The organism is Catenulispora acidiphila DSM 44928, assembly GCF_000024025.1.
GTDB classification, from domain to species: Bacteria; Actinomycetota; Actinomycetes; order Streptomycetales; family Catenulisporaceae; genus Catenulispora; species Catenulispora acidiphila.
In genome coordinates, this window is the sequence record NC_013131.1 from 2,912,687 (window position 1) to 2,936,168 (window position 23,482).

17 protein-coding genes are annotated in these 23,482 nt (G+C 68.9%); 8 read left to right on the forward strand and 9 right to left on the reverse strand.

Features of this window, described 5'->3' with window-relative positions:
* Nucleotides 1-17: 17 nt before the first annotated feature.
* From CACI_RS45460 to CACI_RS12835, 4 genes are all read right to left on the reverse strand, one after another.
* Nucleotides 18-1,388 carry a C40 family peptidase gene (locus CACI_RS45460; protein WP_012786782.1) on the reverse strand — a complete coding sequence of 457 codons (1,371 nt, stop codon included), beginning with the start codon at nucleotides 1,386-1,388 and terminating at the stop codon, nucleotides 18-20.
* A 461-nt stretch (nucleotides 1,389-1,849) separates the two neighbouring features.
* Entirely contained in the window at nucleotides 1,850-4,885 is a 3,036-nt protein-coding gene (locus tag CACI_RS12825; protein WP_012786783.1) for an AfsR/SARP family transcriptional regulator, read from the reverse strand.
* Between the two features lie 60 nt (nucleotides 4,886-4,945).
* Complete coding sequence (locus CACI_RS12830) at nucleotides 4,946-6,385, reverse strand: DUF2079 domain-containing protein (protein WP_083795692.1); 1,440 nt, start codon at nucleotides 6,383-6,385, stop codon at nucleotides 4,946-4,948.
* Between the two features lie 110 nt (nucleotides 6,386-6,495).
* A complete protein-coding gene (locus CACI_RS12835) occupies nucleotides 6,496-7,419 on the reverse strand; it encodes a patatin-like phospholipase family protein (RefSeq protein WP_012786785.1) in 924 nt (307 codons plus the stop codon).
* Nucleotides 7,420-7,543: 124 nt separating this feature from the next.
* Here CACI_RS12835 and CACI_RS12840 point away from each other — a divergent pair, with 124 nt between their 5' ends.
* Both CACI_RS12840 and CACI_RS12845 read left to right on the forward strand, forming a co-directional pair.
* Nucleotides 7,544-8,095, forward strand: a complete 552-nt coding sequence (locus tag CACI_RS12840) for a TetR/AcrR family transcriptional regulator (RefSeq protein WP_012786786.1) — start codon at nucleotides 7,544-7,546, stop codon at nucleotides 8,093-8,095.
* A 131-nt stretch (nucleotides 8,096-8,226) separates the two neighbouring features.
* Nucleotides 8,227-9,162, forward strand: a complete 936-nt coding sequence (locus CACI_RS12845) for a hypothetical protein (protein ID WP_012786787.1) — start codon at nucleotides 8,227-8,229, stop codon at nucleotides 9,160-9,162.
* Nucleotides 9,163-9,234: 72 nt separating this feature from the next.
* Here CACI_RS12845 and CACI_RS12850 read toward each other — a convergent pair whose 3' ends face one another.
* The 3 genes from CACI_RS12850 to CACI_RS12860 all read right to left on the reverse strand — a co-directional run bounded on the left by CACI_RS12850 (nucleotide 9,235) and on the right by CACI_RS12860 (nucleotide 13,549).
* On the reverse strand, nucleotides 9,235-10,428 hold the full coding sequence (locus tag CACI_RS12850; protein ID WP_012786788.1) for an NAD(P)/FAD-dependent oxidoreductase: 1,194 nt from the start codon (nucleotides 10,426-10,428) through the stop codon (nucleotides 9,235-9,237).
* A gap of 80 nt (nucleotides 10,429-10,508) precedes the next feature.
* A complete protein-coding gene (locus CACI_RS12855) occupies nucleotides 10,509-11,960 on the reverse strand; it encodes an amidase (protein WP_012786789.1) in 1,452 nt (483 codons plus the stop codon).
* A 77-nt stretch (nucleotides 11,961-12,037) separates the two neighbouring features.
* Nucleotides 12,038-13,549 carry a class I adenylate-forming enzyme family protein gene (locus CACI_RS12860; protein ID WP_012786790.1) on the reverse strand — a complete coding sequence of 504 codons (1,512 nt, stop codon included), beginning with the start codon at nucleotides 13,547-13,549 and terminating at the stop codon, nucleotides 12,038-12,040.
* A gap of 148 nt (nucleotides 13,550-13,697) precedes the next feature.
* Between CACI_RS12860 and CACI_RS12865 the strand changes: the two genes are divergently transcribed.
* The 4 genes from CACI_RS12865 to CACI_RS12880 all read left to right on the forward strand — a co-directional run bounded on the left by CACI_RS12865 (nucleotide 13,698) and on the right by CACI_RS12880 (nucleotide 18,797).
* Complete coding sequence (locus CACI_RS12865) at nucleotides 13,698-15,245, forward strand: DHA2 family efflux MFS transporter permease subunit (protein ID WP_049871559.1); 1,548 nt, start codon at nucleotides 13,698-13,700, stop codon at nucleotides 15,243-15,245.
* 205 nt (nucleotides 15,246-15,450) lie between these two features.
* Entirely contained in the window at nucleotides 15,451-16,533 is a 1,083-nt protein-coding gene (locus CACI_RS12870) for a flavin-containing monooxygenase (RefSeq protein ID WP_012786792.1), read from the forward strand.
* 37 nt (nucleotides 16,534-16,570) lie between these two features.
* Nucleotides 16,571-17,773, forward strand: a complete 1,203-nt coding sequence (locus CACI_RS12875; RefSeq protein ID WP_041541650.1) for a cytochrome P450 — start codon at nucleotides 16,571-16,573, stop codon at nucleotides 17,771-17,773.
* Nucleotides 17,774-17,870: 97 nt separating this feature from the next.
* Nucleotides 17,871-18,797 (forward strand): DUF6039 family protein, encoded by a 927-nt coding sequence (locus CACI_RS12880; protein ID WP_012786794.1) that lies wholly within the window; start codon nucleotides 17,871-17,873, stop codon nucleotides 18,795-18,797.
* Nucleotides 18,798-18,914: 117 nt separating this feature from the next.
* On the opposite strand, the gene CACI_RS12885 is transcribed toward CACI_RS12880, so the two are convergent.
* On the reverse strand, nucleotides 18,915-19,313 hold the full coding sequence (locus CACI_RS12885) for a DUF3224 domain-containing protein (protein WP_012786795.1): 399 nt from the start codon (nucleotides 19,311-19,313) through the stop codon (nucleotides 18,915-18,917).
* Nucleotides 19,314-19,495: 182 nt separating this feature from the next.
* Nucleotides 19,496-20,035 carry a DUF1697 domain-containing protein gene (locus CACI_RS12890; RefSeq protein WP_012786796.1) on the reverse strand — a complete coding sequence of 180 codons (540 nt, stop codon included), beginning with the start codon at nucleotides 20,033-20,035 and terminating at the stop codon, nucleotides 19,496-19,498.
* Between the two features lie 382 nt (nucleotides 20,036-20,417).
* Here CACI_RS12890 and CACI_RS12895 point away from each other — a divergent pair, with 382 nt between their 5' ends.
* Complete coding sequence (locus tag CACI_RS12895; RefSeq protein ID WP_012786797.1) at nucleotides 20,418-20,660, forward strand: ferredoxin; 243 nt, start codon at nucleotides 20,418-20,420, stop codon at nucleotides 20,658-20,660.
* A 73-nt stretch (nucleotides 20,661-20,733) separates the two neighbouring features.
* Complete coding sequence (fabD, locus tag CACI_RS12900; protein ID WP_012786798.1) at nucleotides 20,734-23,331, forward strand: ACP S-malonyltransferase; 2,598 nt, start codon at nucleotides 20,734-20,736, stop codon at nucleotides 23,329-23,331.
* Nucleotides 23,332-23,482 lie beyond the last annotated feature (151 nt).

Sequence of the window (23,482 nt, forward strand, 5' to 3'; positions counted from 1 at the left end):
GTGTGGGGTGAGCGTGATTACCAGCCGGTGCCGATCTTCTGGCGCGAGCTGCCGAGATAGTTCGAGCTCGAATACAGGTAGAGGAAGTTGGTGCTGGTCTCGGTCGTGACGAAGTCCGGCTGGTGGTCGCCGTTGTGGTCGCCGATGGCGGCGATGTCCGTGTAGCCGCTCCAGCCGCCGCCGAGGTCGACGCGCGTGGTCCCGGAGAAGTCCGGGCCGTAGTACAGGTACATGTGGTTGTCGGAGGTGTTGACCGCGACGAAGTCGTCCTTGCCGTCACCGTTGTGGTCGCCGACATCGGTGATGTCGCGCGTCCCGGTCCAACCGGTGCCGGTCTGCTGCCGCTGGCTGCCGAGGTAGTTCGGGCTTGTGTACAGGTAAAGGTTTCCGGTGCTGCTGTCGGTGGTGACGAAGTCCGGAATGCCGTCGCCGTTGTGGTCGCCGACCGCGGCGATGTCCTTGTAGCTGCTCCAGCCGCCGCCGAGGTCGACGCGGGTGGTCCCGGAGAAGTCCGGGCCGTAGTACAGGTACATATGGTTGTCGGAGGTGTTGACCGCGACGAGATCGACCTTCCCGTCACCGTTGTGGTCACCGACAGCGGCGATGTCGCGCATGGTGTTCCAGCCCCAGCCGAGCTTCTGCCGGTCGGTGCCGGAGTAGCCCGGGCTGGTGTAGAGGTACAGGAACCCGGAGGAGCGCTCGACAGCGGTGAAGTCGTCGACGCCGTCGCCGTTCTGGTCGCCGACGTCGGTGATCTCGCCCATCTTGCTCGGGTACTCGGTCACCTTGTTGTAGCGGAACGGCTCGTAGCCGTTGTTGAGCAGGTACGAGCGCGTGTAGTACGAGGAATCGACGTGGGCGACGGTGCCGGAGTGGGCTTCCTCGGCGACGATCGCCGTGCTGTGGCTGCTGGAGGTCCAGCCCAGGAACATCACGACGTGGGTGTTGATGTTGTCGATCATGTCGCCCGGCTGGAGGTCGTCCAGGGAGGACAGCTTGGTGGAGAAGTCCGGGAGGGACCACGTCGTCGCGCCGTAATTCTGGTCGGGCGCCAGGTGCCAGGCCATGGAGATGAAGCCTGAACAGTCCTGGCGGTAGGTGCCGTTGGAATCCGTCCAGTGGAGCGACTCGCTGTACGGGACGCGCTCGTTCACCCAGTCCTGGGCGCGCGCCTGGATCTCGGCGCGGCTGATGGGCCCGCCGGCCGTGGAGGTGCCGGTGTCGGGCTGGACGGTGGTTGCGGAGGACGCGCTTCCGGTGCCGGCCGCCGCTGACGCGGGCGCCATAGCGGCGGCGGTGATCAGGGCGACTGCCGTGGCGAGGAGGCCGGCGAGGCGCCGGCGTCCAGTTGCGGTCCGCGTGCCTTCGGCACGGAGGGCGTTGTTCATTCCTGGCCTTTCAGTGGGGTTGGTTGTCAGGGTTCGAAGAGCGCCGTGATGCGGGCAGGGCTCCTTTCCGGATGAGGGCATGGCGCAGCGGAGCGTGGCGAGCACGCTCGTGGACGTCAGATGTGGTTGTCCCTGCGCGGGACGTGAGAAGCAGCTGTCAGTGATCTGCGATAGCCGATGAGGAAACCGAGCGCGATGAGGGAAGTGGCCGGGAACTGCCCGTCATGCGTCGTGCGGTTTCCTGCGCATTGCGATGTCGATGCCAATGTCATCTGTCGTGCTATGACGGTGAGATCACCGATAGTCGTAGTGCGTGTCGCCCACTACGTACTCCCTTTCAGGCGGGCGGGTCTTGATGGTGACAGTCATCGTCGCCGCCGTGCCTGGCGCCGCTTCAGGGCCGCGCTGTAGGGCTGCGATTCCATCGTGGACCGCAGCGCTCTTCATCTCCTCTTCACTTGCTATCTACTCGGTAGAGCAGCGACGTTCGGCTTCCCGTCGGCTCCCACGGCCGGGAGCGCGTCGGGTTCGCCGCGCAGGCGGGCCCGGACGACGTCGGCTTCCGAGCTGCCGATCCCGGTGAGCGTCGCGACGGCTTCCTCCCACGCGGCGCGCGCCTCGTCCCAGGCTCCGCGCATCGCCTGGGCGATGCCGATCTGGTCGTGCATCCGGCCGGCCAGCAGCGGGTCGCCGATGGTCAACGCGTAGGCGAGCGTTTCGCGGCTCAGCTCCAGGCCTTCGTCGGCCTCGCCGAGGCGCAGCAGCGTCCAGGCCAGCTGGCTGCGCGCGTAGCCGGCCCGGTAGTCCGAACCGCAGGCCTCTGCGACGCCGATCGCCTCACGGAACAGGTCGCGGGCTTGTTCGTGCCGGCCCAGGTCGCCGACGGTCAGGCCGAGGTTGGCCAGGACGGCGGACAGCGCCGGGCTGTCGCCGAACTCGCGCAGGGTCTCGATGGCGGCGCTGTGGGCGGCGGCGGCTTCGTGCGGCATGCCCAGGTCGTAGCGCAGACTTCCGAGGTTGGCGCTGATCTGCGCGGCACGCTGGCGGTCGCCGAGGTCGCGATAGGCGGCGACGGCTCGCTCGAACGGCTGCTGCGCCGCCTCGGGGTCGCGGCGCATGGCGTGGGCGATGCCGAGGTTGTTCGCCAGCGCCGCGGCTGCCGCGTGGTGCGCCTCGGCCAGCGCGGCCTGCTCGCCGAGTGCCTGGGTCTGGACCAGGGCGTCTACACGGTGGCGGCGCGAAAGGTAGGCGCCCAGCGCGATGGCGAGCTGCCAGACTCCGCGGTGGTCGCCGTGTTCGGCTGCTGACTTCGTCAGCGCGATCAGGTTCGCAGCCTCCTGATCGAACCAGTCCAGCGCGGCGGACTCGTCAGGGAAAGGCGTCGGGTTGTCGGTGAGGCTGTGGCGGACGTCCATCGGGAGCGCTGGCATGGCGGGGGCGAGAACCCGGTGGGCGGCTTGGGCGACGTTGATGTACCAGTCGAGGAGGCGTTGGAGAGCCAGGGAGTCCTGCGTCTGGTCGGCATCGTCGAGGCCTGACAGACCCCGGCCGTAGAGCCGCACGAGGTCGTGCATCCGGTAGCGGTCGGCGGCGGTGCGGTCGACCAGGTGCACCGTCTCCAGGACACGCAGCAGATGGCGCACTTCGACATGCGCCGTGAAGCGCAGGTCGCCTTGATCGACCATGGCTTGCGCCGCCGCCGCGCCGACGCTGTCGCCGGGGTGCAGGCACAGGAGGCGGAACAGGCGGATCTGCGCGGCGGTCAGCCGGCGGCAGGAGTTCTCGAGCGCGTGGGAGACGGTGTGGCCGCCGTCGAGCAGGCCCAAGCCGTGCAGGCGGTCGGCTTCCGGGCTGAGTTCGGTGGCCAGCCCGGTCAGCCCGGCGGCCGGTTCCTCAAGCAGCCGGACGGCCGAGATGCGCAGTGCGAGCGGGAGACCGCCGCACAGGCGGGCCAGGTCACGCGCGGACTGCGGCGCCGCCGCCACCGATTCGGCGCCGACGATGCGCGTCAGGACCTCGACCGATTCCTCGAGGGGCAGGACGTCCAGGGGGACCGGGAGCGCGCCGGTGTCGGCGACCAGGCTGCCCAGCCGGATACGGCTGGTGATCAGCGTGCGGGTGTGGGCGGAGCCAGGAAGCAGGGGGCTGATTTGGCGGTAGTCACGCGCGTTGTCCAGGACCAGGAGCATGCGGCGCTCTGCCATCGCCGAGCGGAACAGGTCCTCGCGCTTGGGCAGCCCCGGCGGGATCTGGTGGCCGGGTATGCCCAGGGCCAGCAGGAAGCGCTCCAACACGCCTTCGGGGCTCTCGGCCTCGCTGTGGTCGTAGCCGTGAAGGTCGACGAACAGTTGCCCGTCGGGGAAGGCGCCGGCATGCTCGTGCGCCCAGATCAACGCCAGGGACGTTTTGCCGACGCCGGCCGGACCGGTGACCGCCGCCGCGCGTGGCGCGTCGGATTCCGACGTGAGCAGGCGGGCGAGCCGGGTCAGCTCGTGGTCGCGGCCGACGAAGCCCGCGGTTGGCGGGGGGAGTTGGGCCGGGCGCGGCCAGGTGGGCTGAAGCGGTGCGGCCTGCCTCGGCGGTGCGGGGGACGGCGGTGCTGATTTCTCGCCGCCAGTCGCCGCTTCCGGAGCGGCGACCTCGCTCGCGACGGCGGCTCCAGCGCGCAAGTCGGCGTCGGGCCTTCCTTCGGACCTGACCCCTTCGGACCTGCCCTCGGATCTGCCCTCGGACCCGACCTCCCGGGCATCAAGCGCCAGATCACCGCGGAGCATCGCGTTCTCCAGGTCCACGATGCCTTTCTCCGGATCGAGTCCGTACTCCTTGGCCAGCAGCACGCGCAGCCGCCGCACCACCGCCAGCGCGTCCGTCTTGCGGCCCGCGCGATAGAGCGACAGCGCCAGCCGCCGTACGATCGACTCCCGCGCCGGGTACTCGTTGAGCAGTCCCGTGAGCAGCGGGATCAGCTCGGCGTGCCGGCCGGCGGCCATCTCCCCGTCGGCCAACGCCTCATAAGCGCTGAACCGCTCCTCCTCCAGCCTGGCGCGGGCCGGTTCGACGAACGGCGCGTCCACGCCCGCCAACGCCGGCCCGCGCCACAACGCCAACGCCGACCGCAACGCCCGCCGCGCCTGCTCGGACTCAGCCCCGATCCCCGGACACCCCCGCGCCGACGCCAGCCGCTGACGGAAAACCGCCAGATCCAGATCCTCGGCTCCGACCCACAGCCGGTACCCCGTCGCCTCCGAAACCAGCCCCGTCCGCAACTCCTCCGGGAGCGCCGCCTTCAAAGCCGACACCGCCGTGTGAATCTGCGCCCGCGCCGTCCGCGGCGTCCCCTCCGCCCACAAAGCATCAATCAGTTGCTCGACATCAACCCGGTCATTCGCATGCAGCAACAAATACGTCAGCACAGCCCGCCGCCGAGGCCGCGCCACCTCAACCAGCACACCACCAACCCGCACCTCCAACGGACCGAGGATCGAGTACACGGGCATAGGACGCAGCCTCCGATCGACGGCGGGAAAGTCGCCCGAGTATCGCAGACAGCTGTCAAGCTATGGCGACTCCTCGGCCTGAGGCCGCACGAGGACCACGAAGCCGCCCTTCGAGAAGATCTCGCGGAAGCCGCTGTCCCCTATCTGGTGCATGAGGAGTCGTCCTGTGGGGGTGGCGATGGCGGGGTCGCCGGTGTCGATCGCGAGCCAGCTCAGGTGCAGGGTGTTGATGGCGTCGATGGTGACGAGGGGGTAGACCGTTGCCTTGTCGACGAGGTGCGGGGCGAGGTCTCCGGATGCTGCCACCAGTGCGTTCTTCGGGATGTGGTTCACGGCTTGCTGGGCATCTCGGGCGTAGGCCGGGGTGTGCCAGAAGGACGGCTTAGCCAGGGTGTTGATGGGAAAGAGTGCGCATGTGGCGATGGCGAATCCCATGGCCAGCTGCGGAAGGCGTCGTCCTGCGAGCCATCGTTGCGGGGGAGTCGTGAGTGAATCGACCATGGCCAGGAAGATGATCGGCATCAGCACGGCCGAGTAGTGAAACCCGAGACCCCAGTAGCTCGGCGTGTCTGCCGTGAAACGCCACAGCAGCGTCGGGACGACCAGCAGGGCTATCGGGCTGCGCAGCATCAGGAACGCGGTGGGGAGCAGCAGCATCGAGACGGTGAGCAGCTTCACCGGGGGAAACAGCAGCTTGATGAAGATCGCGTAGGGCTGCGCAAGGAGGGCACTGAATCCACCGACCCTGCTGGTGCTGATGGAGAGCGCGACGACCATCACGAGCGGACCGAGCACGCACAGGACGCGAGCCGTTCGGGGATCGCGGCGTCCGATGAGAACGCCGAAGACGAAGACCGTCAGGCCCATGTCTTCCTTCACCAGAAGGAGCAACGCCGCCCAGATCGCGGCGGCTCTGAAGCGGCCGTCCAGGTAGGCCGCGATGGCCAGGCTGATGAAGGGCAGCGCGAAGGCGACCTCGTGGAAGTCGAACCCGATGAGCTGCTGGATGCCCCAGGACAATGCGTACGCCGCGCCGATGGCCGTACCGCTTCGAGAGCCCAAGCGTTTCGTCGCGCATCGGGTCACCACGTACACCGACCAAGCCGTCAAGGCTGCCTGAACCAGCAAAAGCACCTCGACGTGCGGGACCAGCCGATCGACGGGTCCGAGCACCCCGAGTATCGGACTGAAATGGTCGCTGAACAGGTTCGGGCCTGCCTGAGTCAGATCAGTGCCCTTAGCTCGATACGGCGACGTCGGCGCGTGGCCCTGCGCCAGCGCCTTGGCGTATTGGCCGAAGATCCCGAGATCGTAGCCGCCGGTCTCAAAGAGCTGATGCAGCCGGATCGCGACCGCCGAATACAGCGCTCCGGCGCACACCGCGAGGTTGAGGGCGTTCGTCGACTCGACGTCCGGCCAAGCGTCAATCGCCTCCGCACTCGCTTCCAGCAAAGCGAGCGCTATTGCCTCCGCCGCAAGATCATCGACGGCGTCTGCCATCGCCTCCCGCAAATCCCACTCTCTCAGCACACTGCCACTCCCTCGTCTCGACGCTTCGCCCTACAACACGGGGTGAGGCCTCGAAACGACTGCCGCGGCGGGCGGCGGGTCTACTCCAGGGGAGTCAGCGCAGTGAACGCCGCCTGCCGTCCGATGTCGACGGCGGCGCGCAGAGCAGAGCCTCCGACTTCCGTGCGTCCGATGTCCCCGGAGCCGACCGGCGGACGGATCTGGAGCACGCCCGGATGCTCGGCGAGTACTCGCTCTTCTTGAGCGCGGATCGCCGTGCGGTTCATCCACGGCTGAAGCGCCCCGGGCGCGTTGCGCGTGAACCAGCGTGTCAACACGATCCGCTCGATCCGCGCCGGCGGCGTCGTCCGTTCGTCGGCGCGCCGCGTGCGGAGTGCGATGACGTGGGTGGCGCCCTGCGCCAAGGCTGTCCGCACCGGGACGGCCTCGCTGACGCCGGCGTCGACGAAGCGGCGACCGTCGATCTGGATGGGAGTGCCCGTCAGCAGCGGCATCGCCGTTGAGGCGCGGAACGCGGCCTGCAAGCTCGGCGTGTCGTGCAGGAACGGATGCAGGTCCACGGATTCACCGGTCTCCGCGTCGGTCGCCATGGGATGGAACTCGATCGGACTGGCCAGGATCTGCTCGAAGCCCATCGGCATGATGTCGGTGTAGACCGTGTGCACGAGGTAGTGCGTGTCCACGACGGGCCGCCTGCGCAAGGCCCGCTTCGGGTCGATCGTGCCGCGCATGATCTCCGGCGTCCACCACGCATGCATCGTCGACTCGGCCTTGCCGCAGAGCATCCAGGCGCCGTTCAGCGCGCCGGCCGAGCTGCCGTACACCGCGTCGAACAACGGCAGGATGCCGAGCTGCTCGATCGCCCCGGTCATGCCCGCCGAATAGGCGCCCCGAGAGCTTCCGCCCTCGATCACCAACGCCAGGCGGGCGTCGTCGCGACGGCGACCGGGTTCGCTGCCTTGTTGGTTGCGCATGCGCAGTAGTTCAAGCGCCGTGACCTTCATTACTGAAGGGTAACATGTTTTGTAACGATGTTCCGTAACGATGTTAGAAAGAAGGCGCGCAGGTGCTAGCGTCGTTGATATGCCAAGGCCCAAGCAACGGACCGACGCACTCCGGGAGCGCGCGGTGGCCAGCGCGCTGGCCGTCCTTGCCGAAGAGGGCGTGGCTGGTCTGACCGCACGGACGGTCGCACGCCGTGCCAGCGCCTCCGTCCCGGCGATCTATGAAGTCTTCGGCGATAAAGGCGGCCTGATCCGCGAGGTCTACTTCGAAGGCTTTCGTCTGCTCGGCGCGCAGCTCGCGCAAGTTCCGCCGACTCCAGACCCGCTGGAGGCGCTTCTCAACGTCTGCGAATCGTTCCGGCAGTTCGTCCTGGCCAATCCGGTGCTCGCGCAAACCATGTTCTCGCGGCCCTTCGTCGACTTCAGCCCGACAACCGACGACAACAAAGCCGGGCTGTCGGTGAGCAAGGTCTTCGTTCGCCGGACCCGGGCAGCGGTTGAGGCGGGACGGCTCGTCGGCGATCCGACGGACATCGCGCACCTGTTCTTCGCCTGTGTGGAGGGCCTTGCCGCAGCTGAGAGCGCGCATCGCCTCGGGGGGTCGAAAGCCGTCGTCGATCGACGCTGGCGCTTGGCTCTGGACACACTTGTCCGGGGACTTGCGGCGCCACGCTAAGGGTTTCCCCTTAAGCGGCAAACAGTTTCGTGCCTTGCATGTATCTGATCGCCATCCGCGCGCTCGTGTAGGAGACACGTGCCGCGGCCGCCTGCCGAAGCGCACGGCAACGCCGATGCGGAGGACCAACGATGGCAGAACAGACGCGGCAGTACGCGGGCCGGCCCACCCGGGTCGTGCTCATCGATCCGGCGCAGGCCGTCGACACGAACCCGCGCGTTCTGACCCGGCTGACCGGCTTGGAGCAGGGACTGAAAATCCTGAGCCGGCTGGCGACCGGCGACCAGAGCGCCCTGGCCGAGGTCGGCGTCGAGACCGTCGGCGGCTACGACACACGGGCCCACGAGTGGGCCGTCGGGCGCGACCGCGGCGACCGCACCACCTGCTACCTCATCGCCGGCGGGCCCACCCAGGTCGACTGGTCGCAGCCGGTGCTGAAGGGCCTGGTGTCCATCGCCCACAGCCACCCCTTCGTCAAGGCGGACCGCGGAGCCTTCAGGCCGGACGCCGCGCCATTGGTCTTGCAGGACCTCACCGCAGCGCAGTCCACCGGCAAGGGCGCCGCGAAGCTGAACATCACCCTGCTGCAGAACGACCTCGGCTACCTGTTCCCGTCCAACCAGGACCTGGCCGCGGCCTACCGAGGCGACTTCGAGCGCCCCGAAGTGGTCTACTCGCCCTACCGGCTGGGACCCGACGGCCGCCTCTCGCTCGACCAGGGCGGCAACATCTCGGTGAAGTACGGTCCCGTTCTGGCCACGCTGACCCCCGCCGTCGAGACCTCGGTCAGAGCCGCGAGCCCGCTTCCCGCCGAGGAATTGAACAACCAAGCCGCCGAGTCCATATGGATCAACTACTTCTGGTGCGGCGTGGAATTCTTCGCCGACCACAAGTCGATCCTCACCGGAACCATGCAGGCCGCGCCGCCGAAGAAAGCCAAGCCCGGCGAGCGCAGGCAGACGAACGTCGAACTCGCCTGGTTCTTCCCGAGCCCCATCCCCGTGGAGGCCCAGAAGCGTTCCGACATGCTCGCCCACATCACGAACTTGCAGAGGAGCGCGAGGTAGCCCCGGACGGCCGGCGTTCCGCGTGGCCGCGCACAGTACCGACTGCAATCAGGCCTCTAAGATGCCGCGCAGTCAGCCGACCGCCGCGGCGAATTCGTCCATAGTGACCCGTCCGGCGTAGATCCCGTAGAACATACTGACCAGATCAGGGCGATCCGCGATCGCGCGGAGCACCGGCAGCAGCTCGCTTGAATTGCCGCCCATCGCGAACGCGACCGTCGTCTCGAACGCGGTAGCGCCGTCGCGATCCCGGTCGGCGACATGCGCCGCGGTCGAGGCGTCCACGGCCCGCGGACCCGCCGCGAGTGCCGCAGGCAGACGCTCGGCCAACGACTGCGCCTGCGAGAAGGCGTCGCCGATGCCCTGCGCCGTGACCGCGTCCTTCGCCATCGCGGCATCCCCGACCAGCACCCAGCCGGGCCCGGACGACTCGCGCACGTAGTTGGCGAGGTCGCCGGATCCGGTGATGCGCTCGCTGCGCGCGTCGTCGGTGAGGTGCTCACGGACGGCCGGCGCACTCGTGGCGACGGCGGCGAGGAAGTGCCGGTCAATGTCCTGCTTCACCTCGGCGAAGCGCGCGTGCGGCCAGCCGACCAGGACCAGGTGGTGTCGGTCGTGGGTCGGGTACGCCAGGACCGCCTGGCCGCCGCCGATGAAGATCTGCGTGCCCTCGTCCGGCAGGCCGCTCCAGTAGCCGTAGAACTGGCAGCCGAAAGTGCCCGCGTCGCGGACCAGCTTCGCCCCGACCTCCCGGGCCACGGTCGAGTGTCGGCCATCCGCGCCGATGACCAGGCTGGCTCGTTCGGTGAAGACGCCACTGCCGCCGGAGCTGTCAGCGCCGCTGCCGAACTCGGCTCCGACGACCCTGCCGTCCTCCCACAGCACGTTCCGGAGCGAGGCGCCTTCCCGCAGCTCGGCGCCGGCTGCCACCGCGGCCTCGACGAGCAGCGCGTCGAGCACCGTTCGTCGAGGCGCGACCGAAATGGTGACGTCCTCGTACGCGTACGGTGCCCCACGCAGCACCAGGTCTTCGGCCGCGTGGTAGCTGATGGCGTCGAGCGGCGGGCAGCCGGTCGCCAGCAGCGGCTCCAGCAGGTTCCACTCCCGCAGGCGGGCCACACCAGCGGGGTGGAGGAGATGCGTGGAGACGGTGTCGCTCGGGAACGTGGTCCGGTCGGCAAGCAGGACCCTTACTCCCTGCCGCGCCAGCAAGAGCGCCGTCGCCGCCCCGGCGCAGCGCGCGCCGACGATGATGACGTCGTACATACTCAGGTTTCGACACGTTCGGCGAGAATCGTCACCCTGGCACCGTAGGGAGCGCTCGGCGAGCGCGCAACCGCAGAGCCCTACCTCGGTGGCCGGAACCCGCCGATCTTCTGCTCCAGCAGTTCGGCGAGCGACAGCGGGGTGCGGTCCTCGAACATCGGACCGATCAGCTGCACGCCCACCGGCAGGCCCTCGGGGGACAGACCCGTCGGTATGACGGTGGCGGGCAGGCCGGGCATGGTGGGCAGGCCGGCCCAGACGAGCTGGTCGAAGTACGGGAAGTCGACGCCGTCGATGTCGATCCAGCGTTCCAGCGGGTTGGGGTTGTGATCGTGCGGGAACGCGGGAGTCGGCGTGATCGGGCATACCACGGCGTCGAACTCGGCGAAGAACTGCCGCCAGCCGTGGCGGTGGAGTTCGCGGCGGTCGTTCGCCTCCATCCAGTCGCGGTGGCTGAACACCATCGCGCGCAGCCGCGCCGCGTCCAGGCTCTGGTCCTCCGGGCTCAGTGCGGCGGCGCGGGTCCGCAGCCGCTCGTAGGCATCGACGGGAAAACGTGCGACGGAGCCCGAGAACAGCAGCTGCGCGTAGAGCGTCGCGCCTTCGGTCAGGTCGGGCAGCAGGGGACTGTGTCGCTCGACGCGGGCGCCGCCGTCGGCGAGCGCGTCGGCGACCCGGTTCACGCCTGCCCGCACCGCGGATCCGGTCGGAAGGAACGGATGCTCCTCGAGGACCAAGACCCTGAAGTCGCTCAGCCGTTCGTGACGTGCGGGCGGCAGGGCCAGCTGGTACGCCGTGCCGTACGTCAGCGGGTCCGGCCCGGCCATGACGTCGAGCAGCAGCGTGAGGTCGCGGGCGGTGCGCGCCATCGGACCGACGACGGCCAGGTCGAGGTCGACCGGCAGGGCCGGCGCGGACGGCGGGACCATGCCGCGGCTCGGCACCAGTCCGAGGCTCGGCTTGTGCGAGTAGACGCCGCAGAAGTGCGCGGGGGTGCGCAGCGAACCGGCGAGGTCAGAGCCGATGGACAGCGCGCCGAATCCGGACGCCAGCGCCGCCGCCGATCCGCCGGAGGAGCCGCCCGAGGTGCGCGTGTGATCCCACGGATTGTTGGTGGTGCCGTAGATTTCGTTGAAGCTCTGGATATCTTGCAGTCCCAAGGGCACATTGGTCTTACCGAGGATTACCGCGCCGGCGTCCTTGAGCCGCGATACCTGAACCGAATCCTCGGCCGGCATGTAGTTCCCGTGGTGCGGCATGCCCCAGGTCGTGGGCAGTCCCGCCATGTTGTAGGACTCTTTGACCGTCACCGGAATACCGAGCAGCGGGCGATCCTCGCCGCGCGCCCGCGCCTGGTCGGCGGCCCGTGCGGCGGCCCGCGCACGGTCGAAGTCCGGCACGCAGATCGCGTTGATCACCTTGTCGTCGCGCTCGATCCGCGCGATCGCCTCCTCGGTCAGTTCCCCCGAGGTCACTTCACCGGCACGCAATGCGGCCGCCAACTCTTCTGCCGTTCGAAAGCTCCACTCCATGAATGGGACGGTATCCGCAGGTGCGAGAGGGCATAAAATGTTAATTCGCACAACGTATGTCTCAACCGTTCCAGCGCTCAGTTCGCGACGCCCAGCCGCCGCTTGAGAACCTTGCCGAGCGGACCGCGCGGGAGCTCTCCAACCGCGACGATCCGAGCCGGGACCTCAGCCGACGACAGCCGGTCGGCCAGGAAGCCGCGCAACCGGTCCGGAGGAAGTGGCGTGCCAGGCGTCCGGGGCTGAACGAAGGCGGCCACGGCTCCGGGCGGCCCGCTGCGATCAGCCACTGCGGCGGCGTCGGCGACCTCCGGGTGTTCCAGCAGCGCGTCCTCAATGCTGTAGGTGGAGATCAGACGGCCGTCGGCAGCGCGGACAGCGTCGGCGGCGCGGTCGAAAAAGGAGAGATAGCCGTCTCCGCCGACCGATCCCAGGTCGCCCATGCGGGTCCAGCCGTCCTGGAACGTGTCGTCCATGGGCCGGCCGTAGTAGCTGCGCTGGGGTCCCGGGCAGCGCAACCAGATCTCGCCGACGCTGCCGGGCTCGGCCCGAGCACCGTCCGGTCCGACGATCCGCACCTCGGCTCCGGGACGCGGCAGGCCCAGCGAACCCGGATGCTTCTCAAAGTCCTGCGACGGAAGCTGAGTGAAGGCTGGTGCGGCTTCGGTGGATCCGTAGCCGATCGAGACTGCTGTGTCCGGGAGCAGCGCCCGAAGACGGTTCGCGGTGACGGTGTGTACCGGCGCGGAGCCGAGCATCAGGGTTCGAAGACCAGACAGGTATTGCTCGGCCAGCCCTTGCGCGACCATGGCCCTGGCCAATGGCGCGGGGAGGATCGCCGCAGGCAGCTGGAAGCGCGCAACAGCCTCGGCGGCCGAGCGGGCATCGGGGCGACGGAGGACGTGGACGGTGGCCGCCGAGGTCAGGGCCGCCAGGATCGCGCTGTGGCAGGCGTTGGTGCCCAGCGGGACCGGGGTCAGGACCCCTCCGGCCGGGCCCGCCACCTGGTCCATCGCGGCGTTTCGGCCGAAGGTGAGATTGGCGTGCGTGACAGCGACCGCCTTGGCCGGGCCGGTGGTGCCGGAGGTGTGGATGATCTCGACCAAGTCATCGGGGGCTATCGCAGGCCTCGATGACAGCGGTCCGGAGCCGGAACCGGCGGCGAGGTCGGGCAAAGGCGCGCTCCAGCCCTGACCGGTAGGCACATCGATCCCAGTGCCGTGGATCAGTCCCGCGGCTCCCACGGCCGACAGCCGCTGCGTAAGCTCCGCCGATCCCAGCCGTGCCGACATTCCGACTACCGCCCCGCCGGCAAGGTAGACGCCCAGCGCGGCCACGGCGTAGTCCAACCAAGCACTGTCGGCGAACAGCAGGCCCACCCGATCGCCGGGGCGCACGGCGTGCCCGAGCAGCCCGGCAGCGACCGGCCGCGCCCGCGACAGCCAGCCGCCCATGGTGAGCTCGTCCCGGCCGTCCACACACAGCGCGACCCGCTCCGGATCTCGATCAGCACGCGCCTCGATGAGCTCCGGAAGCGTGACGGCGTCGGCGGTTTGAGCCCGCGAAGCAGTGAGGGAATCAGAGCTTTTCATCGTTGCTCAAGGTAGGAGAACCGCATTGCCGCCGAAGCGCAAAAGTGCGCACTCCCAGTGACGAGGGGCGGACAGAATGGAAGCAGAGCCCTTACAATGCTCACAATTGAGTAGATCCATCCGCGAGGAAGGTCACAATGTAGTGCCCATGTCGGATGAAACGCAGCAGTCCAGTCCCGCGAGCGCGGGTGCACCCGGTCCCGGCATGCCCGGTCCCGGCGGATCCGAGCTCCCTCCCAACAAGCGGCTCATGGCGACGGCGGCGGTCATCCTTGCCCTCGCCTTGACCTCCATCGACGTGTCGGTGGTCAGCACCGCGATGCCGCACATCGTCGGCGACCTGAAGGGCCTGGGCCTGTACGCCTGGGTCGGTGTCTCCTACGGCGTCGGCGCCGCGGTGGTCGTCCCCATCGGCGGCAAGCTCGGCGACATGTTCGGCCGCAAACCCTTCCTGCTGGCCGGGTTGCTCGGCTTCCTGGCCTCCTCGTGGATCTGCGGCGCCTCGCAGAACATGACCCAGCTGATCGTCTTCCGCGGGCTGCAGGGCCTGTTCGGCGGGCTGTTGATGGCCAACATCTTCACCGTGGTGGCCGACATCTACCCGCCGGCCAGCCGGGCGCAGATCATGGGCGTGCTGTTCAGCGTCGCCGGGCTGTCCATGGTCGTCGGGCCGCCGCTGGGCGGTCTGATCACCGACCACATCGGGTGGCGGTGGATCTTCTACGTCAACGTGCCGCTGGTCGCCCTCACCGTGGTGGCCGTGATCGCCGCGGTGCCGTACGTGAGATCGCATCTGAGTTGGCGCGACATCGACTTCCCCGGCGTGGTCGTGCTGATCACGGCGCTCGTCCCGCTGCTGATCGGGATCTCGCTGGCCGGCGACGGACACGCCTGGGGTTCGGCCGAGGTGCTGGCGCCGGTGATCGTCGGCGCCGTCATGCTGATCGTGTTCTACCTGGTCGAATCGCGCCGGGCGGCCAATCCGGTGGTGCCGGTGGAGCTGTTCAAGGTGAATCAGTTCTCGGTGATGACCGTGGTCGCGTTCTTCTCCGCCTTCGCGATGATGAGCGTCCTGTTCTACGTCCCGCTGCTCTACCAGGGCGTGCTGGGCGTCTCCGCGGGCTTCTCCGGCAGCCTGGTGATCCCGCTGACGCTGGCCCTGATGGTGGTGCCGCCGATCGCCGGCAAGGTGCTGACCAAGGTGCCCCGCTACCGCTTCGTCGGCACGTTCGCCTTCGCCTCCATGATCGGCGGCCTGCTGCTGCTCACGACCGTGGACCCGCACACCAACCACTTCTGGCCGGTGTTCTCGATGGTCCTGGTCGGCCTCGGTATCGGAATCGCCTTCCCGATGGCGACCACGGTGGCGCAGAGCTCGGTGTCCATGCAGCAGATCGGCGCCGCGACCAGCCAGGTGCAGTTCTGGCGCATGGTCGCCGGTCCCGTCTCCATCGCGGTGCTGGGCACGATCATGTCCGGGACGACCGGCGGCGCCAAGGGCGGTGCGTCCGCGGTTTCGCAGGACGCGCTGACGCACTCCCTGCACCAGCTGTTCGGCGTCTGCGCCGCGCTGGTGGCGATCGGTCTGCTGGCCACGCTGGTGCTCAAGGAGATCCCGCTGCGGCCGATGCCGAAGATGGGCGGTGGACGCAAGAAGAAGCCGGCCGCCGAGCCGGCGCGGTCCGCGGCCGGGTAGCGATCAACAACCGATCGAGTGAATCCGAGTCCTGATAACTGAGACTTGCTTTATCCGAGCACTGATATCGGATGACCGGCGAAGGTCCGGCCTGCTCAGTCTTGAGCAGGCCGGACCTTCGTCCCTCCTTAGCCTGATATGTGCCCCGGCGCCGTGCCTGCCGACCGGCGCACGCCGCGCATCAGACCAAGGAGGACCGTTGACGATGGCGGAACACTCGCGCGTGATCGTGATCGGCGGTGGCCAGAGCGGATTGGTCGCCGGGTACTACTTGAAGAAGGCCGGAATCCCGTTCCTCATCCTGGACGCCGGCACTCGGGTCGGGCAGTCGTGGCGGTCCCGGTGGGACTCGCTGGAGCTGTTCACCATCGCGCAGTACTGCGAACTGCCCGGGCAGCGCTTCCCGGGGCGTCGGGGACGCTTCCCGACCAAGGACGAGATGGCCGACTACATCGAGAGCTACGCCGGCAAGCATCAGCTCCCGGTCCAACTGGAGACCTCCGTCACGGCCCTGGAACCGCGCGCCGAAGGCGGCTATGAGCTCGCGACGAATCAGGGGACGTACACCGCCGACCACGTCATCGTCGCCACCGGCGCCTTCCGCGTCCAGTTCCGCCCCGCCCTGGCCGAAAAGCTCGACGAGGACGTCCACCAGGTCCACACCGGCAGCTACACCAATCCCCGCTCGATCCCGGGCCGCACGGTCCTGGTCGTCGGCGCGGCGAACTCCGGCGCGCAGATCGCCGCCGAGCTGACCCGGACGCATACCGTGGTCCTGGCCCAGGGCTCGCCGCTGCCGCACTTCGGCCGCAAGTTCCTGTTCAAGGGCCTGCACTGGTGGGGCGACAAGTTCGGGATCATCGGCAAGCCGTTGCAGGGCGAGCGTGACCGGCTGCACAAGAAGACCATCCTGGTCGGTCCGAGCCTGGAGAAGATCGCCAAGCGGACCGGGATGCGCCTGGCGCCGCGCGCGGTCGACGCTGGCGGGCGCACCGTCCACTTCGAGGACGGGACCAAGCAGGACTTCGACGCGGTGGTCTGGGCGACCGGATTCCGTTGGGACTACTCGTGGATCGACGCGCCGGTCCTGAACGAGATCGGCATGCCGGACCACTACCGCGGCGTCACCGACGCCGAGGGCCTGTACTTCCTGGGCATGCAGTGTCAGTACTCGTATGGTTCCGGGCTCATCTGGTGGGTCAAGACCGACGCCGAGTACCTGGTCAAGCAGATCGCCTCGGCGCCGAAGGGCTTGGCCAAGACCGACGAGCGCCGCGCTCAGCTTTGAGCAGACCGCACCGGGCGGGCGGGCGATGCTGGCAGACATGTCGGACATCGATGCCGAAACCCTCGCCCCCTCCTACCCGATGCCGCGCACCTGCCCGCTGGACCCGGCCGCGGACCTGGGCCGGCTGCGGGCCGCGCAGCCGGTCTCCCGCGTCCGCCTGGACTTCGACGGCAGCGTGGTCTGGCTGATCACCCGCTACGAGGACGCCAAGACAGTGCTGGCCGATCCCCGGTTCAGCTCCGACTTCGCCACCCCCGGCTTCCCGGCCCGGCTGACGGCCCAGCCGCCGGGACCGGGGACCTTCATCCGCATGGACCCGCCGGACCACACCCGGCTGCGCAGGGCCCTGATTCCCGAACTGGTGCGGGCCCGGGTCAAGGAGCTGGAACCGGTGATCGCCGGCCACGTCGAGCAGCTCACCGACCGCCTGCTGGCCGGTCCCACGCCCACCGACCTGGTGGAGGAGTTCGCCCTCCCGCTGCCCTCGCAGGTCATCACCGACCTGCTGGGCGTGCCGTATCAGGACCGTGAGTTCTTCCACCAGACCACCAAGGTCATGGGCGACGTCCACGTCGACGGGCAGACCCGGATGAAGGTGCGCAACGACCTGCGCGCCTACCTCGACGAGCTGATCGCCGGCAAGGAGGCCGACCTCCCCGACGACCTGCTCGGCCGGATGAGCCGGCGCCGCGCCGAGGCCGGGCTCAGCCGCGAGGAGGTGGTCGGCATCGCCACCTTGCTGATGGTGGCCGGCTACGAGACCGTCGCCAACCAGATCGCCGTGGGCACCGTCGCCCTGCTGGCCGAGCCGGGGCGGTGGGCGGCGCTGGCCGCCGATCCCGCCAAGCTGCCGGCGGCGGTGGAGGAACTGGTGCGCCACCAGACCGTCACCGACTACGGCGCGCGGCGCGCCGCCACCGAGGACGTCGAGGTCGCCGGCCAGCTCATCCGCAAGGGCGAGGGCGTGCTCGTCTCCCTGGCCGCGGCCAACCGCGACGAGTCGGTGTTCCCCGACCCGGACCGGCTGGACCTGGACCGCGAGTTCGTCGACCACCTGTCCTTCGGCTTCGGCCTGCACCAGTGCGTCGGCCAAGTGTTGGCCCGCGCGCAGCTGATGGCCGCCTGGTCCACCCTGCTGCGCCGGATCCCGGGGCTGCGCCTGGCGGTGCCGGTGGACGACGTGCCGTTCCGCAACGACATGTTCGTCTACGGAGTGCACGCGCTCCCGGTCGAATGGTGAAACGCGTATTTGTGAGCATCACGGCGCGAACACCGGCAATACCGTCGAGGCTGTCGATTCTCGACGGCGACAAGTGCGACCAATGATGGGAGTGACTATGACCGAGGGGCTTCCCGCCATCCCGCCGGCCCAGCACCAGACCTCGGTGCCGCCGGACAAACTGCTGAACTCCGGAAACGCCGGGGTCATCGTGGAGCGCACGGCGCAGCTGAAGAACGGCTACCGCTCCGAGGGCCGCAAGTTCGCCCGCGGCCTGGCCGAGTACATCAACACCACGCAGCAGGGCGTGGCCACGGTCTTCGTCTACGAGGAGACCTTCGGCACCAAGGACCTGATGCACTTCTTCATCCACCTGGAGTCGCTGGCCGCCTACGAGACCCTGGTCCAGATGGGCACCCGCGACGAGGAGTACCGCAGCACCCTGACGGCCGAGCAGATCGCGGCCGAGCAGGGCGGCGGCGCCTGGGACAAGATCTTCGTCGACGGCGGCATGCACGAGACCGTGCTCATCCCGCAGTTCTGGGGCATGTACGGCACCGAGGTCGACGGCAGGCTGGAGAAGGAGAGCACGGTCTACCAAACCGACGGCCCGATCAGCGGCCTGCCCGGCGCCCGCGAGCAGGTGGCGCTGCCGCAGGAGCAGATCCTGCACTCCGGCAACGCCGGCATCATCCTGCACCGCAGCGCCATGATCGACTACGACTTCCGCTCCGAGGGCCGCAAGTTCGCCCGCGAGGCCGCCGAGTCCATCAACGAGAACCTCCCCGGCGAGGCCACGGTCTTCGTCTACGAGGAGGCGTTCGGCACCGCCGACCGCCTGCACTGGCTGATCCACCTCAAGGACATCAGGTCCTACTACCGCGTGCTGGAACTGCATGTGAAGAACGAGAAGGTCCGCGACCTGTACTTCGAGCCGCGTATCGCCGCGGAGAAGGGCGGCGGTACCTGGGCCCGGATGTTCCTGCCCGGGACGATGGTCGACGTCGGCCTGACGCCGCAGCACTGGGGGATGTACGCGACCTGACCTGTACCTCTGCTCGCCGCGCTTGTCTCGCTTGCCTTGACGAACGGCGAACGGCGAACGACGAAGGCGCCCGGACCGCGATGGTCCGGGCGCCTTCGTCATGGCCGGCGCGAAGCGTCAGCTGAAGTCGTAGTCCAGCGTGTAGTCGCAGGCGCCGTTCTCGCCGGAGACGTAGCCGCCGGTCCCGGACAGGCCCGCCAGCTCGCCGGTCGCCGACCCCGGCACCACGTGCCAGTCGGCGCGCGCCACGCCGTCGGTCCAGGACCCGACGGCCTGGAGCACGAAGGAGCCCTTGCGCCCGCCGACCGTGCCGGTGACGCGCTGCAGACCGGTGAAGTTCGCGGCGTCGTCGGCCGGGTAGACCATGACGGTGCGCACGTGCCCGGCGCCCTCGATGACCCCGGTGAAGGAGTTGTCGATGCTCGCCATGGTGATCTTGACGGCGCCCTCCTGCTCGTCGTAGGGCTTCTCGTCCCAGCCGGTGACCTGGTAAGTGCCGGTGCCCTGGGTTGTCATGTCAGCTCCTTGGGTTCGGGCCGTGGTGGTGGCTGTGTGTCGTGATCGGTGGTGGATCGATGACGTCTGTGCGTGCGGGGCGGCGTGCCGGGCGGTCTGAGGCGCCAACCTAAGGTGACTGACGCGGCGCCCGTGGCGCTGCCCACTGTTGAGCGTCCGGACGCCGGCCCGGACACCCCGGATCAGGACGCTGACATGTCGTGCAGCGTCGTGACCGACTTCCAGTTGCGGGTGGTGGCCTTGACCCCGAGCTTGCGCTCCAGGAAGGCGTTGTTCAGCTTGGTGCGGCCGTAGCCGTTCGGACAGTGCAGGTAGACCTCGCGGCCGACCACGGTGCACACCGCACTCTCGCCGGACGGCACCTCCAGCGCGGCGACCTTGTCCGCATCCGGCTTGTCCGCCAGGAAGGTCACCGGCAGCTTCGTCAGATCGGTCTCCCGGTCCAGGTAGGGGTTGGCGGTGAGGATCTTCGCCAGGTCGGGGTGGGTGCGGACCAGCACGGCGATCTGCAGATCCAGCTCCGCGGCGATGGCCTCCTCGATCGCGGTCTCCAGCTTGCGCGCACCGCGCTGGCTGCTGGAGAAGATCACGTTCCCGCTCTGGAGGTAGGTCTGGACGTCGGTGTTCCCCATGTCGGTGAACATCCGGCGCAGGTCGTCCATCTTGACCCTGGTGTTGCCCGCGACGTTGATGCCGCGAAGCATGGCCACGTACTTCGTCAAAGCCTCACCCTTCGTAAATCGCAGCTTGACGGAGCGTACGTGACAGAAACCTAGCCCATGTGACGGTCCGTCGCACGACAACGCGCGCAGTATTGCCCCTCCGGGTGAGGCTAAACGGCGCACGTTTGAGCAGACGGCCTCATCAGCGCGAACCGATGCTGAACGGGTGACTCAGGCGACGACTGCGCGTGACCCGGGCGCGCTCGGCCCGGTACCGACCCCCTTCGTGGCCGGACCCGCTCCCGCCGTGGGCCGAGGTCCTGACCTCCCAGCTGCCTGGCCGCCAGGACCGGATGGCCGAACCGCCGTTCACCCGCGTGGCGCCGCTGAGCGCGGCGCTGCGCCCCTGTCCACGCGTCATGAGTATCTCCAGGAGGAAGTCATGCAGGACATCCAGGACCCCGGCCCAGCCCGCGCGCCGCTGGTGATGGTGAGCCGCGAGGACTGCATAGCGGCGGGGGAGTGCGCACGCATCGCCCCGGCGGTCTTCGACCAGGACGACGCCGACGGCACCGTCCTGCTGCGCGAGGGCTTCACCTCCGCCGACCCCCAGCTGCGCAAGCAGATCCGGCACGCGGTCGCCGCGTGCCCGGCGGGGGCGCTGGACCTGGTCGAGGATGACTGACCTCAGGCGACGGGGCACGGCACGGAGCCCGGACGGGCACGAAGCGATCCACGAGGCGAGGGAGGCGGCGCGCATGGAAGCCTGGCTGTTCCCAGGTCAGGGCTCGCAGAAGAAGGGGATGGGGGAGCCACTGTTCGCGGCCCGCCCCGACCTCGTGGCGATCGCGGACGCGGTCCTCGGATACAGCATCACAGAGCTCTGTCTCACCGACCCCGACGGCCGCCTGCGCGACACCCGCTACTCCCAACCGGCACTGTTCGTGGTGGAGGCACTGGACTTCCTGAACCGCGCCGACGACAGCCCGCCGGCCTGGCTGGCAGGCCACAGCCTCGGCGAATACGCAGCCCTGTTCGCCGCCGGCTGCTTCGACTTCGAAACCGGCGTCCGCCTCGTCCACGAACGCGGCGCCCTGATGGGCCGCGCACGCGGAGGCGGCATGGCCGCAGCCCTGGGCCCGATCGCCGCCCAGATCACCGACCTGCTGTCCACACACGGCTACGACGACCTCGACATAGCGAACGACAACGCCCCAGACCAGGTGGTGCTATCAGGCCCGACCAACCGCCTGGCATCCTTCGCCCCCCACGTCGAAAGCCAAGGTGGACGCTGGGTCCCCCTAGCGGTCAGCGCCCCATTCCACTCACGCGCAATGTCCGCCGCAGCCGAGGAATTCAGCACCTTCCTCGACGGCTTCGACCTCCGCGATCCGACAACGCCAGTCATCTCGAACGTGACAGCCGAACCCCACCAACCCGGCACACTCAGGGAACTGCTGGTCCAACAGATCCGCCGACCGGTCCGCTGGACAGAGAGCATGCGAGCCCTGATGGACCGCGGCGTGACCGACGTGGTCGAGGTAGGACCCGGGACCGTGTTGCGCGGACTGTGGCGGGCCAATCGCCGAGCCTACGAGCCCAAGACGTTGCCAGAGAGCCAGAGCGCCGCGCCAGCACCGCGATTCGTACCGACCGCCACGCCGCAGTCCGCATCGCCGCAATCCGAACCGATCGCCGCGCCGAATTTGCTCTCGAATCAGGCTATTGCCTCGCCGCGCCCGCCCGCCGCACCCACGCCGCACCCCGCTCCGACTGCCCAAGCGCCGCAGCCACCGGGTCCGCCACCGAATCAGGCTGCTGCCTCAGCCCGCCTGCCCGCCGCACCCACGCTGCACCCCGCTCCGACCGCCCAAGCGCCGCAACCAAAACCAGCCGCCGCGCCGCCCCTAACGCCCGCGCCTCATCCCGCCCCACCCCCCACCTGGCGCCCCCAAGACCTCGGCAGCGCCGCCTTCCGCCGCGACTACGGCGTCGAATACGCCTACCTGGCCGGTGCGATGTACCACGGCATCGCCTCCACCGATCTCGTCATCCGCATGGGTGGCGCCGGTCTCATGGGCTTCTTCGGCGCCGGCGGCCTGCCCCTGTCCGAGGTCGAGGCGGCGATCCGCACCCTGCGCCGCGAGCTCGGTCCCGACGGCCGATTCGGCATGAACCTGCTCTGCACTCCCGACGATCCCGCCCTCGAAGCCGCCGTCGTCGACCTCTACCTCCGCGAAGGCGTCCGCCACGTCGAGGCCGCCGCTTACACGCGCGTCACCGCGCCCCTGATCCGCTACCGCTTCACCGGCGCTCACCGGGACCGCGACGGCCAGCCGATCGTGCGCAACCGCATCGTCGCCAAGGTCTCCCGACCCGAGGTGGCCGCCGCCTTCCTCAGCCCGCCGCCACCCGCGCTGCTCGACCGCGTGGTCGCCGACGGCGCCCTCACCGCCGCCGAAGCCGCCGTCGCCGCCGAGCTCCCCGTCAGCGACGACATCTGCGTCGAGTCCGACTCCGGCGGCCACACCGACGCCGGCGCCGCGCTCACCCTCATCCCGGCCATGCTCCGCCTCCGCGACCGCGAGACCGCGCGCCACGGCTATCCCGGCCGCGTGCGCCTCGGCGCAGCAGGCGGTCTCGGGACGCCCGAAGCACTAGCCGCCGTCTTCGTCCTGGGCGTCGATTTCGTCGTGACCGGCTCGGTGAATCAGTGCTCTCCTGAAGCCGGAACCTCTGACGCCGTCAAGGATCTGCTCGCCGCCATCGGCGTCCAGGACACCGCCTACGCCCCGGCCGGCGACATGTTCGAGCTCGGCGCCAAGGTGCAGGTCGTGCGCAAGGGCACGCTGTTCGCCGCGCGCGCGAACAAGCTCTACCAACTCTGGCGCCAATTCGGCTCCCTGGAAGACATCGACGACGCGACACGGAAGACCGTCGAGCAGGACTACTTCGGGCGCTCCTTCGACCAAATCTGGAAGGAAACCTCGGTCTATCTCGCCGAGCGCCATCCCGCGGAACTAGAGCGTGCACAACGCGATCCGCGCCGCAGAGCCGCCTGGGTCATGCGGTGGTACTTCCGGTACTCCACGGAAGCCGCGATCCGGGGCGAGACCGCCGAGCGAGTCAATTTCCAGATTCACTGCGGCCCGGCGATGGGCGCCTTCAATGCCTGGGCGGCCGGGGGTGCGTTGTCGGATTGGCGTACACGACACGTCGACGTCATCGCGCGCGAGCTGATGGCCGGGGCGGCGCGGTGTCTGGAAGAACGCCTGGTCGGAGCGCGGTTCGCGGCAGAGACTCAGGCATCGGGCGGAATCGTCGGCGCGAGCGCGACAAACCGTGCTCAACAGTGAGCAGCAAGGCATGTCGAGGCATCGCTAGCCTCGGCGGCGGCAACGACACGAACCGGCTCTGCGCACCCCGGATCGCAAAACTCTGATCCGTGCCTGGCCTGGTCCGTCGATGATCCCCAACGACTACCGGTACTTCTCCCGACAGTCGATC

Coding starts and splice junctions, on each gene's coding strand:
- CACI_RS45460 (WP_012786782.1), bottom strand. CDS start 1,388: ATGAACAACGCCCTCCGTGCCGAAGGCACGCGGACCGCAACTGGACGC.
- CACI_RS12825 (WP_012786783.1), bottom strand. CDS start 4,885: ATGCCCGTGTACTCGATCCTCGGTCCGTTGGAGGTGCGGGTTGGTGGT.
- CACI_RS12830 (WP_083795692.1), bottom strand. CDS start 6,385: ATGGCAGACGCCGTCGATGATCTTGCGGCGGAGGCAATAGCGCTCGCT.
- CACI_RS12835 (WP_012786785.1), bottom strand. CDS start 7,419: ATGAAGGTCACGGCGCTTGAACTACTGCGCATGCGCAACCAACAAGGC.
- CACI_RS12845 (WP_012786787.1), top strand. CDS start 8,227: ATGGCAGAACAGACGCGGCAGTACGCGGGCCGGCCCACCCGGGTCGTG.
- CACI_RS12850 (WP_012786788.1), bottom strand. CDS start 10,428: ATGTACGACGTCATCATCGTCGGCGCGCGCTGCGCCGGGGCGGCGACG.
- CACI_RS12855 (WP_012786789.1), bottom strand. CDS start 11,960: ATGGAGTGGAGCTTTCGAACGGCAGAAGAGTTGGCGGCCGCATTGCGT.
- CACI_RS12860 (WP_012786790.1), bottom strand. CDS start 13,549: ATGAAAAGCTCTGATTCCCTCACTGCTTCGCGGGCTCAAACCGCCGAC.
- CACI_RS12865 (WP_049871559.1), top strand. CDS start 13,698: ATGTCGGATGAAACGCAGCAGTCCAGTCCCGCGAGCGCGGGTGCACCC.
- CACI_RS12870 (WP_012786792.1), top strand. CDS start 15,451: ATGGCGGAACACTCGCGCGTGATCGTGATCGGCGGTGGCCAGAGCGGA.
- CACI_RS12875 (WP_041541650.1), top strand. CDS start 16,571: ATGTCGGACATCGATGCCGAAACCCTCGCCCCCTCCTACCCGATGCCG.
- CACI_RS12880 (WP_012786794.1), top strand. CDS start 17,871: ATGACCGAGGGGCTTCCCGCCATCCCGCCGGCCCAGCACCAGACCTCG.
- CACI_RS12885 (WP_012786795.1), bottom strand. CDS start 19,313: ATGACAACCCAGGGCACCGGCACTTACCAGGTCACCGGCTGGGACGAG.
- CACI_RS12895 (WP_012786797.1), top strand. CDS start 20,418: ATGCAGGACATCCAGGACCCCGGCCCAGCCCGCGCGCCGCTGGTGATG.
- fabD (WP_012786798.1), top strand. CDS start 20,734: ATGGAAGCCTGGCTGTTCCCAGGTCAGGGCTCGCAGAAGAAGGGGATG.